8 protein-coding genes and 2 pseudogenes are annotated in these 15,044 nt (G+C 35.2%); 1 reads left to right on the top strand and 9 read right to left on the bottom strand.

Annotated elements, in window-relative coordinates; translation table 11 throughout:
* Window positions 1–90 precede the first annotated feature (90 nt).
* Window positions 91–603: pseudogene (locus ACEN2I_RS15775) on the top strand (IS3 family transposase); the annotation flags it as partial.
* A 40-nt stretch (window positions 604–643) separates the two neighbouring features.
* Here the strand turns inward: ACEN2I_RS15775 and ACEN2I_RS15780 are convergent.
* The 9 genes and pseudogenes from ACEN2I_RS15780 to ACEN2I_RS15820 all read right to left on the bottom strand — a co-directional run.
* Window positions 644–1,035 (bottom strand): annotated as a pseudogene (locus ACEN2I_RS15780) (MFS transporter); the annotation flags it as partial.
* Between the two features lie 4 nt (window positions 1,036–1,039).
* Complete coding sequence (locus ACEN2I_RS15785; protein WP_441767064.1) at window positions 1,040–3,016, bottom strand: glycoside hydrolase family 97 protein; 1,977 nt, start codon at window positions 3,014–3,016, stop codon at window positions 1,040–1,042.
* A 66-nt stretch (window positions 3,017–3,082) separates the two neighbouring features.
* The gene (locus ACEN2I_RS15790; protein ID WP_441767065.1) at window positions 3,083–5,263 is read right to left on the bottom strand and encodes a GH92 family glycosyl hydrolase; all 2,181 of its coding nucleotides are present in this window, start codon (window positions 5,261–5,263) and stop codon (window positions 3,083–3,085) included.
* A 30-nt stretch (window positions 5,264–5,293) separates the two neighbouring features.
* Window positions 5,294–6,724: a glycoside hydrolase family 125 protein gene (locus ACEN2I_RS15795; protein ID WP_441767066.1), complete on the bottom strand. Its 1,431-nt coding sequence runs from the start codon at window positions 6,722–6,724 to the stop codon at window positions 5,294–5,296.
* Window positions 6,725–6,760: 36 nt separating this feature from the next.
* Complete coding sequence (locus tag ACEN2I_RS15800) at window positions 6,761–9,055, bottom strand: GH92 family glycosyl hydrolase (protein WP_441767067.1); 2,295 nt, start codon at window positions 9,053–9,055, stop codon at window positions 6,761–6,763.
* 3 nt (window positions 9,056–9,058) lie between these two features.
* Window positions 9,059–10,867: a glycoside hydrolase family 2 protein gene (locus ACEN2I_RS15805; RefSeq protein WP_441767068.1), complete on the bottom strand. Its 1,809-nt coding sequence runs from the start codon at window positions 10,865–10,867 to the stop codon at window positions 9,059–9,061.
* Between the two features lie 156 nt (window positions 10,868–11,023).
* The gene (locus tag ACEN2I_RS15810; RefSeq protein WP_441767069.1) at window positions 11,024–12,208 is read right to left on the bottom strand and encodes a glycoside hydrolase family 76 protein; all 1,185 of its coding nucleotides are present in this window, start codon (window positions 12,206–12,208) and stop codon (window positions 11,024–11,026) included.
* A gap of 60 nt (window positions 12,209–12,268) precedes the next feature.
* Complete coding sequence (locus ACEN2I_RS15815) at window positions 12,269–13,390, bottom strand: SusE domain-containing protein (protein WP_441767070.1); 1,122 nt, start codon at window positions 13,388–13,390, stop codon at window positions 12,269–12,271.
* Window positions 13,391–13,420: 30 nt separating this feature from the next.
* A complete protein-coding gene (locus ACEN2I_RS15820) occupies window positions 13,421–15,034 on the bottom strand; it encodes a RagB/SusD family nutrient uptake outer membrane protein (protein ID WP_441767071.1) in 1,614 nt (537 codons plus the stop codon).
* Window positions 15,035–15,044: the final 10 nt, after the last annotated feature.

The raw sequence follows: 15,044 nt of genomic DNA on the forward strand, positions 1-15,044 counted from the left end.
AAGTAAACTTAAAAGACGCTTTAAAGTAACCACAGATTCTAATCATCGATATCCAGTGTGCAGTAATCATCTCAATAAAATTTTACACCAAAATCACTTAATGAGGTTTGGGTGTCTGATATAACCTATATAAGAACAGCTGCCGGCTGGTTATATCTTACTACTATTATTGATTTCTATGACAGGCAGGTTATAGGATGGTCATTAAGCACACGAATGTATACCGATCAAACGATTATTCCAGCTTGGAAAATGGCAGTATCAAAAAGAGAAATAACAGAATCTTTACTTTTTCATTCAGATAGAGGAATACAATATGCTTCGATAGAATTCAGAAAATTGATTAATAAAAATACTTTAATCACTCAAAGTATGAGTAGAAAAGCTAATTGTTGGGATAATGCTGTAGCTGAAAGTTTTTTCAAGACCCTTAAAGCAGAACTTATATATCAGCGTAAATTCACAACCATTGAAGAAGCTAAATTAGCAGTCTTTGAATATATAGAAGTATGGTATAATAGAAAACGTTTGCATTCTTCTTTGGGATATAAAACACCTAAAGAAATGGAACTAGAATTTTATAAAATTAAAAGTGTAGCATAGGTCTTAAAAAAAATGTCCGACTTTTTGTTGCATGTCCAAATCTTCTTCGGTCTTTTGCTGGCACAATTTCTGACACGTATGCTGGTGCGGCTATTTTGAAGCGCCAATAGCTAATCCGCCCAGAAAGCAAAAAAATATAAAAGTTCACGGATAATTTGCCAATGATGAACCAACAGCTGATACTAAAAATTAAACCCTAATCCAAATAAGTGTTTTCTTTCTTCCTAATGTATTTGTTTGAATTCCCCTTAAAATGGCTCCAACAACAGTTCCCCACAATGCCATAGCCATTACTACAGATTCATGAAAAACATCTGATGTATATCATAATTCCTATAATTTTTTATCAGCACCAGAAATCACAACCGTATCAAATCCCAATAAGAAACCTGCAAAAACTGCCGCAATCGACCATAAAAGTATTTTGTTCATAGTCTTAGTTATTTTTTTTTAAAATTTCTTCAAAAACTGCAGCCCAACCGCCGTTTTTAACCATTTTTACTGTAATAACATCATTACTGGTAACATTAGTATTCTTTTTTCTATAATCCATTGCCTGATATCCTGCGTTAATTCCATCTTCAAATAAAATTAAGCTGTATGATTTCCCTGATTTTAAAAAGCTTAGATTTAGTTTAAAAGTTCTTTCTTTTACATCATTGTTAGTTATACCGCCTATGAACCATTTAGAACCTTTCCTTTTGGCTACAATTGCATATTCTCCTGCCTTTGCTTCTAAAGCAACCGTTTCATCCCATGTTGTAGGAACCGATGTTATAAATTTTGTACATTCCTTTTCACGATAATAAAGTGTTGGATTATCTGCAAGCATTTGCAAACCGCTCTCAAAAACAACAAATAATGCCATTTGATAAGCTCTTGTACCTATACTGGCAGAATTAGGACGTTCTGATCTATAGACTTCAGGCTGCATACTAATCATAGCGCCAGGAGTATAATCCATTGGTCCAACGGCATTACGTATAAAAGGAAAATACAAACTATTATCAGGTGTACAGCCTCCCATTTGTTCCATTCCTCTAACACCTTCGTAAGAAATTAAATTTGGATATTTGTATTCGAGACCTGCTGGTTTGAACGCGCCATGAAAATCTACAAATATTTGATATTTGGCGGCTTCTTTAATGACTTTTTCATAATAATTGACCATCACCTGATCACTACGATCCATAAAGTCAATTTTTACTCCCACTACCCCCCACTCGCTAAAGATTTTAAAAAGTTCCATGTTTTTATCCACAGTAAGCCAAGTAAGCCATAAAACTATACCAACTTTTTTTTCTTTTCCGTAGCGAATCAATTCCTGAACATCGACCTCAGGATTAGGCGAATAAGGATCTTCGGTACTTTTTGCCCACCCTTCATCCATAATGATGTATTTGATACCAAATTTTGAAGCAAAATCAATAAAATATTTATAAGTGTTTAAATTATACCCAGACACAAAATTCACATCTGGTCCATAAGGTGTCGCACCATTCCACCATTCCCAGCTGGCCTGTCCCGGTTTTATCCAGGAAGAATCTTTAATCTCGCTTTTTGGAGCGAGTTTCAATGTCATGGTATTTTCAATAAGCTGTTTGTCATTCTTAGTGATTACAAAATAACGCCATGGAAAACTTCTTGTTCCTGAAGTTTTTGCAATGTAATCGGCTTCTTTTAAAATTTTAAGGCTTCTATCTCCGTCAGGGCCAAACTCTAAAGGAACTTTTGGAAATATTGATACAATGCCGTTTCGTTCTCTTTTTAAAAACATTCCCGGATAATCAGACAAATCAGATTCACTTATTAATATCTTATATTGTTTCTTAGAATCTGCTAAAATCGGAAGTGAGGACATTTTATCAGAAGCTTTCCAGTCTTTTAAGTCAATATGTGAATATTCTTCTTCACAAGATGTTTTAAAGCTTCCTGTCTGTTGTAAATGAAGCAGATAATCTTCTGAAAGATTAATCGAAAAGTCTTCATTTATTACTTCAATATCACCTTTTTTAGAAGTAATAAATCGGTAAGCAACACCTTCATCAAAAGCACGGAATTCAACTGAATAATTTCCTTTAAAATTCAACAATAAATAATTGTATGAATTCGAAACCGTTGAAAATTTAAGCGGTACTATCGGTTTTATCATCTCATTTACTTTTCCCGTTTTACTGTTTACTAATTTAGGATTTACACCTAAAGTTTCATTTTTCAGCACTAATCCTAAATGATTTTTTGATAATAGCTCTTCGTTTCCTGTTAAAATCGAATAATAAATTTTATTACCCAAATTAATCGATATTTTTATTTCACCATTTGGAGAGGTAAGTGCAAAACTTTTATTCCGTGAATAGCTATTATATCCTCCAAAAAGCAAAAACAAGTAAGCTAATAATTTAATTTTTTTCATATAAATCGCTTTTAAATGAATAACACTCCATTTTCAAGGGGAGGTTATTTTATCTAGAAAATTCTATTATTTAGTGATAACTTGAATTTCACCGCCATTTTTAAACAAATCGTGCGAAATGAAATAATTTTCAATTTTAGAACCATTTACTTTAATAGCTTGCAGATCTCTTTTAGCATTAGGATTTTTTATTATTACTTTTTTTCCTTCAGGTGTTGTCCATGCTACTTCCTTAAAAATTGGAACTGTTACGATATATTCAGGATCGGCTGGTGATAACGGGTAAAGTCCTAGAGCTCCAAACACATACCACGAAGACATTTCACCCGCATCATCCATACCACTCATAGCCAGTTTTTCTGGTCCAATACCGTACATTGTATCCAATATTTCGTCTATTCGTTTTTGTGATTTTTCAGGTTTATTTACAAAATAATACGAAAACGGTGCTTCGTGATCCGGTTGGTTTCCATGACAATACTGTCCGATAAATCCTGATATATTCCATGCAATATAATTTGGATTCCATGGCTTGGTAAAAAATTCATCGAGCTTCGCTTCAAATAATTTATCGCCACCGTAAAGCTTCACTAATCCTGGCATATCCTGCAGTGCAAAGAAGGATAACTGCCATGCATTAGCTTCTCTGTACATATACTCATAATAAGGAAACTCCGTATTAAATGGTGTAACCCACTTACCATCGGCAAGTTTGCCTCGCATGAAAGTTGTCGATTTATCAAAAACATTTGCATAATTCTTAGAACGTTTAACCAAATCGTTGTAATGCTCGGTATCATTAAGCTCTTTTGCCAATAACGAAAGTGCGTGATCATCATAAGCATATTCAAGAGTTTTGGTGACTCCGGCATTTCCTTTCGTTTCTACTTTTGGATCTTTAATATCTTGTTCTGGCACGTATCCTAAAGCAATGTATTCTGAGATATGAGGTCTTGTACCGCCTTCTTTGTAAGCGTTATTTAATAATAATTCGTAAGCTTTTTTTACATCATAATTTCTAATTCCCCTCATATAAGAGCCTGCAATAAAAGATGCTGCATGATCTCCGTGAAAGAACGTAGGCATAAAGCCTTTAATCTCTCCTTCGTTTATCATTGAGCTAATAATATCAGCGGTAACATCCGGAGAGAAAATGCTTATCAAAACCAATTTATTTCTGTAATCATCCCATAATGAAGGAAGTGTATAATAATGGTAACTTTCTTTTCGCACTTTTCCGGTTTCATCTGTAAACTGTCCGTTGACATCGCTTCGCAAAGCCGGCCACAAGAAGGATCTGTACAGCATGCTATAGAACATTATATTTTGTTGTTCAGTACCGCCTTTAACCTGGATTTTAGAAAGCAACTTTTCCCACTCCAAGCTTCCTCCATCAAAAACTTTTGCAAAGCTTTTGTCTCCTACTTCGGTTTTCAAATTTTCAGCTGCATTTTCTACACTCACAAACGACAACGCAATTTTTACTGTGACTGGTTTTGCATCGTCATCTTTAATATTTACTAATGTATAGCCGCCACTTTTGGCAATATCTTTAGTATCTAATCTTTCAATTGGACTGCTTAGCGTTGCATAAAAATATATTTTTTCGCCTCCAGTTCTTTGAAAACCGCTTACGGCATTGGAATTTTCCTGTTTGATTTGCCAGTCATCAACATGGTTATTTGCTTTTCCAAGATCAAAAAGTACTTTTCTGCCTTTGTTATTTTTAAATGTATATTCGTGTACACCACAACGTAATGTTGAAGTTAATTTTACCTGAACATTGTAGTCCTTTAAATACACTTCATAATAAGCAGGGCTTGCTTTTTCCTGATCATGGCTAAAGGATGATTTATATGGAAAAGAAGCACCATCGGGAACTGGTAAAAGCGGAATATGACAAAGATTCCAATGTCCTTTATTAGTATGTGTAAATCCTAAAATCTCCGTATCTTCATACTCGTAACCTGCTCCCGATCTGTATTTTGTCATTGGACTTAACTGTACCATTGCATTTGGAACGGATGAACCCGGAAAAACCAAACCTGCCCAAACACGCATATCTGCCGGCGGAGTGTATCCTATTATTTTAGTATCTAACAATGGAGCTGTGCCAATAAAAGGATTTACTAAAGCGGTATATTTTCCTTTAGCATGGCCTCCGCCTGATTTCTGGGCAGCCACATTCAAGCCAAAAATTGACATAGAAATGGCAGCAAGAAAAATATTCTTGTGAAATTTTATCATTTTATATAAAAATTAAAACGTTTTAATCAGCTATAATTCAAGTAGTTTTGGGTGCTTTTTATAAGTATCCCATAATAATTCCCCAAACAATGTATTTGTCCATGCAAACCAATCCCTTGTATAATTTTTAGCATCATCTTTATGAAAACCTTCATGCATGAAACCAGTTCCTCCATGAGAAGCTTTAAGCATTCTAATGCATTCTTTAATTTCATTTTGATCAGTAGTTGTATAAGCCCTCATTACTATGGACATTGGCCATATAAAGTCCATACCCACGTGTGGTCCTCCAACTCCTTCAGCTACTTTTCCTTTAAAGAAAAAAGGATTATCTTCTGAAAGGATAAATTTTCTGGTATTTTGATACGTTGAATCATTTACATCTATGGCATCCAAATAAGGAAGACTTAATAAACTAGGCACATTCGAATCATCCATAAGCAAATGACTTCCAAAACCATCAACTTCAAAAGCGAAAATATTTCCATATTTAGGATGTTTTACTACTGCATATTCTTTAATTGCTTTTTCTACCTCATCTCCTAAAGCTCTTAAGTCTTTTGCCGTAGTAGTGTCCTTTTTAATGGTTTCCATCATTTCTGCAGCTTGTTTCATACTGACTACAATAAAAAAGTTAGATGGAATAAGGAAAGAAAAAACAGTAGCATCATCGCTTGGTCTGAAAGCAGAACAAACAAGACCAACTGGTTTTACTGGATATCCATACCCTTTTAATGGCCTTGTATCAGTGGCAAACTGTGTTGTTCTTTGAAATGTATATGGGTTTTTACCATCTTTTTGCTGTTGGTCTCTAAATACTTTTAGCGTTTCCTTAATTGCTTTTACCCAATTTTCATCAAAAGGGGCAACGTCTCCCGTATTTTTCCAGTAATTATAAGCAAGCCTAATTGGATAGCAAAGTGAATCTATTTCATATTTTCTTTCGTGTACACCTGGTTTCATGTCTGTATGATCGGTGGTCCACTCTCCTTTTTTATTAGGGTCATTATAGAAGGCATTGGCATAAGGATCTTTCAAAATGTATTCTGTCTGCCTGTTTATAACTCCTGCAATAAGGTTTTTTAGTTTAATATCTTTGTTTGCAAAAGCCATATAAGGCCATACCTGAGCAGAGCTATCCCTTAACCACATGGCATCAATATCGCCCGTGATAACATACGTATCCGGTTTTCCATTTTTTTGCGAATAGGTTACAGTTGTATCAAGTGTATTTGGAAAACAGTTATTGAATAACCATCCCAGTTCTTTATCTTTTACATTCTTTTGAAACTCAGCAATTGTTTTTTCAATAAAATCGCTTTCAAAATTTCTTTTTTCTTTTGCAACTCTCACGATAGGGAAATCAATAATCGCCCTTGTTCCAGCAATTATTTCCATAGGATTAATAAGGGCTAAGCTGCCGAATAAAGCAGTATTCTGGATAAATTTTCTTCTTTGCATTTTGTATATTTTAAAATTTTAAAAACAGAATTTCTGCTATTCATTAGATAATGAATATGGAAAATCATCTTTGTTAATTCCTCTTTTGTTATTTGGTGTTGCCGACATATCAAAGTCAAGCTTGGCTCCTTTCATTAATTCAGAGTGGCTAAGCCAGTTTTTCGAATAGGTTTTTCCATTAAATTTCATCCCTTTAATATATCGATTCTGTTCATTATTAGCAGCAGCATTTATCGTTATGGTATTACCATTTTCAAGCTTAATTGTCACTTTTTTAAATAATGGAGCACCTATAACATATTGATCAGAAGCCGGAGTAACCGGATAAAATCCTAACGAAGAGAAAACATACCAGGCCGAAGTCTGTCCGTTATCTTCATCTCCGCAATAACCATCCGGTGTTGCATGGTACATTCTGTTAATGGTTTCTCTTACCCAATATTGTGCTTTCCAGGGTTCTCCTGCATAATTATAAAGGTAAATCATATGCTGAATAGGCTGATTTCCATGTGCATATTGTCCCATGTTTGCAATCTGCATTTCTCTCATTTCGTGAATTACGCCATCTTTAAAATCTTTTGTAGCAAAAACGGGTGGTAAAGAAAAAACTTTATCTAATTGATAATTAAAAACCTTATTCCCCCCCATTAAATCGACTAAACCTTGTACATCATGAAAAACAGACCACGAGTAATGCCAGCTGTTCCCCTCGGTAAATCCATTAAACCATTGAAAAGGATCAAAAGGCTCCATAAATTTTCCATCCTTATTTTTAGGATGCATCAGATTGTATTTCGGATCAAAAAGATTCTTGTAATTTAAACTTCTCCTTTTATACAAATCAATTTCTGATTGTGGTTTGTTTAGGGCTTTCGCCAATTGGTAAATCGCAAAATCATCATAAGCATATTCTAATGTTCTGGCGGCACTTTCATTAATTTCATCGTGAGGAACATATCCTAACGAATTATAAGAGTCGACGCCTGCTCGTCCTACAGCTTTTAGTGGACCCTGATTATTCGCACCATGTTTCAATGCTTTGTAGAGATTTTCGATATCGTAATTTTTTACTTTACCACTTTTTAAATACCCTTCTGACACAATAGATGCAGAATTGTTGCCAACCATAATATCCCTTAATCCTGGACTAGACCATTCAGGAAGCCAGCCACTTTCGTTAAACGCATTTGACAGACCTTCCTGCATTTGTGTATTCAATTCCGGATACATCAAATTTAAAAATGGATATAAAGCCCTAAAAGTGTCCCAAAAACCAGTATCAACAAACATATAACCCGGCAAAACTTTTCCGTTATACGGACTGTAATGTACTACTTTGTTATTTTGATCGTATTCATAAAACTTTCTCGGAAAAAGAAGCGATCTGTATAAGCAGGAATAAAAAGTTCCTATTTGATCTGGTGTCCCTCCATCTACTTTTATTCTGCTCAATTCTTTGTTCCAGATTCCTTTTCCTTTTTCTTTAAGCTGATCAAAAGTACTGTTTCCGATTTCCTTTAAATTTAATTCAGCTTGATCATAACTTATGAAGGATGAAGCCACCTTAGCATTTACTTTTTCTCCTGCCTTAGTTTTAAATCCAATTACGGCTCCGGCATGATCTGCTTTCATTTCTAAAGCATTTCCTAAAACGGCTCCGTTAAAAGTTGAATTTACTTCAAAATCCTTATCAAAAATAATTACAAAATAGTTTTTGAAATTTTCCGGAACACCTCCGCTGTTTTTAGTCGTATAACCAATAATTTTTCTTTCAGAAGGGATAATTTTCACGTAAGATCCTTTGTCAAATGCATCAATAACTACATACGCTTTTTCAGCTTCCGGAAAAGTAAATCGAAATCTTGCAGCTCTTTCCGTTGGCGTGATTTCTGTTGTTACATTATGATCTGCCAGATACACACTGTAATAATAAGGCGTAACGGTTTCCGCTTTATGAGAAAACCAGCTTTGTCTGTCTTCTTCCTTAAACTTCAATTCACCAGTAACAGGCATAATCGAAAACTGACCATAATCGTTCATCCAGGGTGAAGGCTGATGTGTTTGTTTGAAGCCTTTAATTCGGTTTGATTTATAAGTATAAGACCATCCATCGCCCATACTTCCTGTCTGTGGCGTCCAGAAATTCATTCCCCATGGCATAGCAATGGCAGGATAGGTATTACCGTTTGATATGCCATAATCAGAATCTGTACCTACTAGAGGATTTACCCAATCTATAGGCTGTTGCGGTGTTATTACTTCCTTATTTTGTGCGCTGACAAAAACAAAGGCGAAGAGTACAAGGACAATGATATTTTTATTTTTTACCAAAACTTAATTATTTATAGCATTAATAACTTCTTTATTTATTTTATTTACTTCAGAAAAATTCATTTTATCTACTTTACGATCATAAGTCATAAAACCATTTACTTCTCCCTCAACATCAGTTGTTTGTGTATATACCGCTGCTGAAAAACCAACTTTTGCCAAGGCAATCAGCTTATCTGCATATTCTTTGTATTTAGCCGTTGTTTCCTCTGTATTCTTAAACTGAGTGTAACCCCAATTTTTATCAGTTTGCCAAAGATGCCCAGTTACCGGAAAGCCTATTCCGCCATATTCTCCCAAAACCGTGATTCTCCGGGCATCATACAATTTTAATTCAGGCCCGGGATAATGATGAATATCTAACATATCTCCAGTTTGAAAATGATTTCCTCCGCTTGAAGAATTTACCAATCGGCTTGGATCATGATTCTTAGTCCATTCTGTAATCTCGACAGTTTTAAATTGTCCCCAGGCTTCATTAAACGGAATCCAAACTACAATACTTGGATAAGAATATAAATGGTCCATAATTTCTCGCCATTCTTTTTTGTATATTACTTCAGATTGTGCAGTCCTTTTTAATTCATTTCCATCAAAATAGTTGTGCATTTGCCAAATTGGACCTGCGTCTCCGTTTGGCATATCCTGCCATACTAAAATACCCATTTTATCACAATTCGTGTACCATCTTGCTGGTTCTATTTTAACATGCTTTCTAATCATATTAAAACCTAACTCTTTAGTTCTTACAATATCGTATTTTAATGCTTCGTCTGTTGGTGCCGTGTATAATCCGTCAGGCCACCATCCCTGATCAAGAGGACCAAACTGAAAACAATCTTTATTATTCAACTGCATTCTGACAATACCATTATCATCTCTTTTTGAAGAAATCTTACGCATGGCAAAATAACTTTTTACCTCATCTACGATTTTGCCTTTGCTAATGAGTTTAACTTTTACATCATACAAAAATGGAGAATCCGGTGACCATAATTTTGGATTATTTAAAACAATATCCAAAGACTGGCCTGCAACGGCTCTTTCTGAAGCAATTGTGTTTGCTCCATCAAAAACTGTAATTTCGACAATATCTCCTTCTGTACTTTCTTGTATTTCTGGTGTGACATTAACAACATTGCGATCAATATCGGGTGTTGTTCTTAGATTATTAATGTGTTTTTTGCTTACTGGTTCCAACCATACCGTTTGCCAAATTCCTGTAACAGGTGTGTACCAAATTGATTCAGGATTTTTAACCTGTTTACCTCTTGGCTGTGTCCCATCGCTTGTGGGATCCCAAACCTTAACAACCAACTTTTGAGATTTGCTATTCAGGAACGGCGTTATATTGAAATTAAATGGCGTAAAACCTCCAGTATGTGTTCCAATTTTTACATCATTAACCCACACTTCTGTTTTCCAGTCTACTGCGCCAAAATGTAATAAAATATCTTTATTTTTCCAATTATTATCTATGGTAAAATTGGTCTCATACCAAACTTCTTTTTCGGAACCTACAGATTTCATTACTCCCGAAAGGCTTGATTCAACAGCAAAAGGAACGAGTATTTTTCCGTCATATCCTTTTGGCGCTGTTTGTCCAACAGTTTGTATAGCATAATTCCATAAGCCATTAAGATTTTTCCATTGTTCCCTTTCCATTATTGGTCGTGGATATTCAGTCAGCGTATGATTAGGATCTACCTGTTCTGCCCATTTTGTTTTTATTTTATCTCCTTGGGGTTTCCATTGTGAAACACATGCGAAGCCTGCAAAAAAGAAAAGTATAATTGTTAATTTATTTTTCATTATGATATTTTATTTTTGAAATTCGGCAAGTATTTAAAATGAGGCATTTTTATAGCAATGTTTTGATGTCAGTCAGACAAATATTACAAAACCTGAAGGCAGCTCATCTCCTTCAGGTATTACACAAATTACCAACACAAAACAAACACTTTTTAATTAATCAAAATATCCGTCTTTATCCAGTTTTGCTGCTGCTTCGATAAGCATTACACCGCTTAATTGCGTTGTAAGGTCTGTATTTGAACCAGCAGCAGGAGCCACTTTCCAATTATTCCCTGAGAACATTGCTGGTCTCTGAATTCCTTTTTTATAAAATGTCTGAGCATTAAATTTTAAGAAATTTGCAAACTTTTCCTTATCCGTAGAATTGATGGTTGGATGCTGAGTAAGTTCAGTAAAATAACGCACCAAAATACCTTTGAACAAACCACCGTCTCCCTGACCTTCATCCCTCAAAAGACCTTCTGAAACTAATTTAGGACTCGTTAATACTGACCTTCCTGATTTTACTGCATCGTTAAGATAAGTCTGCTCATTTGTCGCTTTATACAATCTTAAGCCGGCGCCTATCCAGGTTCCCATGTTATAAGTAAATACCCAGTCCTTGTTTGTAACCACAACATTATTTACTTCTGAGATATTATCCCACACTAAGCCTGTAACAGGGTCTACTAAGTTGGCTTTTTGCCATGCATAAATTTTCTTTGCCCATTCTAAATCTTCTGCTTTTTTGTCTATATCATAAAGCCTTAGAGCAATAATAGCTGCAGGAGCATTAGATACCGCATTTTTTTGCTTTGGTGTATCCTGTTTCCAGGTGATACCTCCTCCAAAGACATTGTCGCTCCAGCTTAATTTTATTCTTCCCCATAATTCTTCGGCAACAGCTTTATATTCCTGATCTTGTGTTGCATCATAAGCACGAAGACTTGAAAGTGCCAGCCAGATCATGTCATCGTTAAAAACGTTGTTATAGGTATTACCGTTTTTTACTTTAATCCCCTGTACCAAAGCTTTCATTTTGGTTTTGTAATTATTATCACCTGTTCTTAAAAATCCATCTACCAAAACATCAAGAGCGTGTGCATTAGGCCAATAATGAAACGTGCTCTTTCCGGTATTATTTTCCACAAAAGTACCGTTGGATCCTAAATAATTATTATAAGTAGAAAGCTGTAAAGAATCTGCTGTTTTTTCCCAGGTGTATATAAAATCATTATCACCTGAACTGTTAGGATCGCGTAACGGAATTGCATCATCCTCGCATGAAACGGTCAATAGCCCCAATCCTACAACAGATAAAAACAGAATACTATAACTTTTTGAAAAAAATCTTTTCATAATATAATTCATTTTAAATAACGTCTCTCAAGGACAGCCTTAAGAGACGTCATGGTTTATTTATAAAATTGTAAAACTGTGAGTGTAAGCTGGTACTGAAGCACTAAAATTGATTACCGCATTTACATTTTTGTTATCTACTGCACCTGAAAATTTGAAAGTATTATTCCAAGGATCATTAGTTACAGGAACCATGTACCAAAATGAAGCAGGAGTATTTGCATCTGGTCTGTTATTATCACCTTTTGTACTTCCGTACCATTGCTCACTTGTAGTACCATTTACTATTGTAAACTTAAATTTATAGCGCTCATCTCTACCCCATGATTCTTGTTTGAATACAATAAGTTTGTTATCTGCTTTCCAGATTCCTCCTCCTGCGTAAGTATATTCAAAAAGATACTGACTTAGCGGTGGGAACCATAATTCTACTTTTTTGATTTCCGTCATACTAGTTGAACCATTAGTAAAATCAACTGCTATTTTATATACTTTACTGTCTCCGGTATAAGTTGTAGCACCGTCTTGTTTTAATTTACCATCATTAATGTAAAAAACTTCAGGAGTACCGCTTTTTCTGGTTATAAATTTATAACTGCCGGCTTGCAGCTTCGTATATATCTCAAAAGTATTAGCACCTGTTTTTTTGAAAGCCTGTGCATTAGCCACTGCTTCTCCGGTTTCAGAACCTGTACCGGTTATAAATAACTGATCAGGAGCAGGAAATCCACTTGGTGTTAGGATTTCAATTACATTTGAAACTGTAGATTTTTCAACATTTATTCCTTTAGAAGAGTAAACAGTCCACTTTAACTTCCCAAGGGTTTCTGATTCTATGCCTGCTAATTTTGCAATTTTGTTCAAATCTATAAAAGAAAGATTTAAACTTGGCTGAAATCCTTTGCCATCAGAAGGCATTATATAAACAGGGTTAGAAAAATCTCCGTCTTCTCGGTCGAAAACCACATCATAAAGTACTACTCCATTATCTTCAGCTTTGGCTCCTTCCCACTCAAATATTGCAGAACTCTGTGCGTTAAGATCAAAAAATTTGTTGTTTTCAGGTGCATAAAGCGTTTTAACAGCGCTTACTTTTGTATGGCTCATTGAGTCATCGTTCTCGCAGCTTACAAGAAATACTGCACATACAATTAATACTAATTTTGAATATATATTTTTCATCTTTATATTTTTTAGATTTTTAATTTAATATTACCAATTTGGATTTTGAGATAAATTAGTGTTGATCAAACGCTCGTCTCTTGGTACCGGCCACAAATAATGCTTGTCCGGGTCAAATTTTCTTAAGTTCACTCTTAGATAACCATTATCAATTGATGAAGGTCCAAATTTTGCTCCATGGGCATAACCATTTAATACGTCCTCGGCAATTTTCCATCTTCTGATATCAAAGATTCTTAAGCCTTCCATACCAAATTCTGTACGGCGTTCATTTCTTATGATTTCCTGAAGCGCAAGCTGACCCAATGAACTGTTGAAAGATAAAGCAGCTGCATCTGTAAAACCTGCACGGGTTCTTAAAGCTTTAATGGTCTGATCCCAAACAGTACTATTCATTTGACCTAATTCATTTTTAGCTTCTGCATACATCAATAATATATCTGCATAACGGAAAAGCATTAAATTTAATCCAGAATTTAAAGACGTTAAATGTTGTACATCATAATATTTACGGGTATAATAACCTGTTGACGTTGCAGAAGACCCTTGCACAAATTCATCAGGGCCTCCAGTACCTGGTTTGATGTTAATGATGTGAGAACTTCCATCAGCTTCTTTCCAATTGTATTGATCATAAACTACTGTAGCTGTAAGTCTTGGATCTCTGTTAATGTATGGATTATTTTCAATGTAACCTGAACCCGCTTCGTTAATTCTTTTTCCGTTAAGCATTACATAACTGTCAACCAATTCCTGGGTCGGTGCCAATGCATTTAATCTTGCTCCGGCAGATATTGGTGCCATATCAAAAAACTCTCCCCACATTCTGTCTATAGGTACATATTGCAAACTCAAAATATCTTCACTGTTATATTCGTTGGCTGTCTGAAATAAACCTTCATAAGATGAAAAAAGACTGTATTGACCGTAAGCCATGGCCATAAATTGCTCTGTTGTCTCGATAACATCTTCCCATCTGCTTTCATATAAAAACACTCTTGCTTTTAGAGCTGCTGCAGCTCCGGCAGTAATTCTTCCTCTTTCAGTATCTGCTAACTGAGTATTTTTTGGCAATAATGGCATGATCGCATCGAGCTCATCTAATATATACTCAACCACTTCTGCGTGGGGAGTACGGGTCATTGTTTGTGATTCCTGAAGAGAAGGATCTTTCTTAAGTAACGGAATATCACCAAACCATGTCGTCAATTGAAAGTGCTGAAATGCTCTTAAGAAACGCGCCTCAGCCTTCATTCTGGCAATTACAGCCGGATCAGCATTTGGTACACGATCTATATTTTCAATTATAAGATTACAGGTCTTAATTCCTGAATATCTGTCTTTCCATTCACTTTTTAGCCTTCCTAAAGACGGGTCATATATGCCAGCAGCCATAGATGCAGCTCCTTCATTATCCCCTCTTCCATTATAAGCATTATCAGACAAAGCTTCGTTGTAAAAGAAACGCGAGCTGTTTTGCATTTGTGAATATGCCGTATTAAGAAACGTCTGTGCCTTCGCTACGCTTGTCCAGTAAGTAGCATCGGTAAATTTATCTTCAGGTATAAGATCAAGATCTTCACAGCTTACCAGCAGCAATAATACAACTGGTATGAATTTTATTTGTTTAAGTAAATTTCTCATTTTCATTTTT

Origin of the sequence: Flavobacterium sp. W22_SRS_FK3 (genome assembly GCF_052113665.1) — a bacterium.
Lineage (GTDB): Bacteria > Bacteroidota > Bacteroidia > Flavobacteriales > Flavobacteriaceae > Flavobacterium.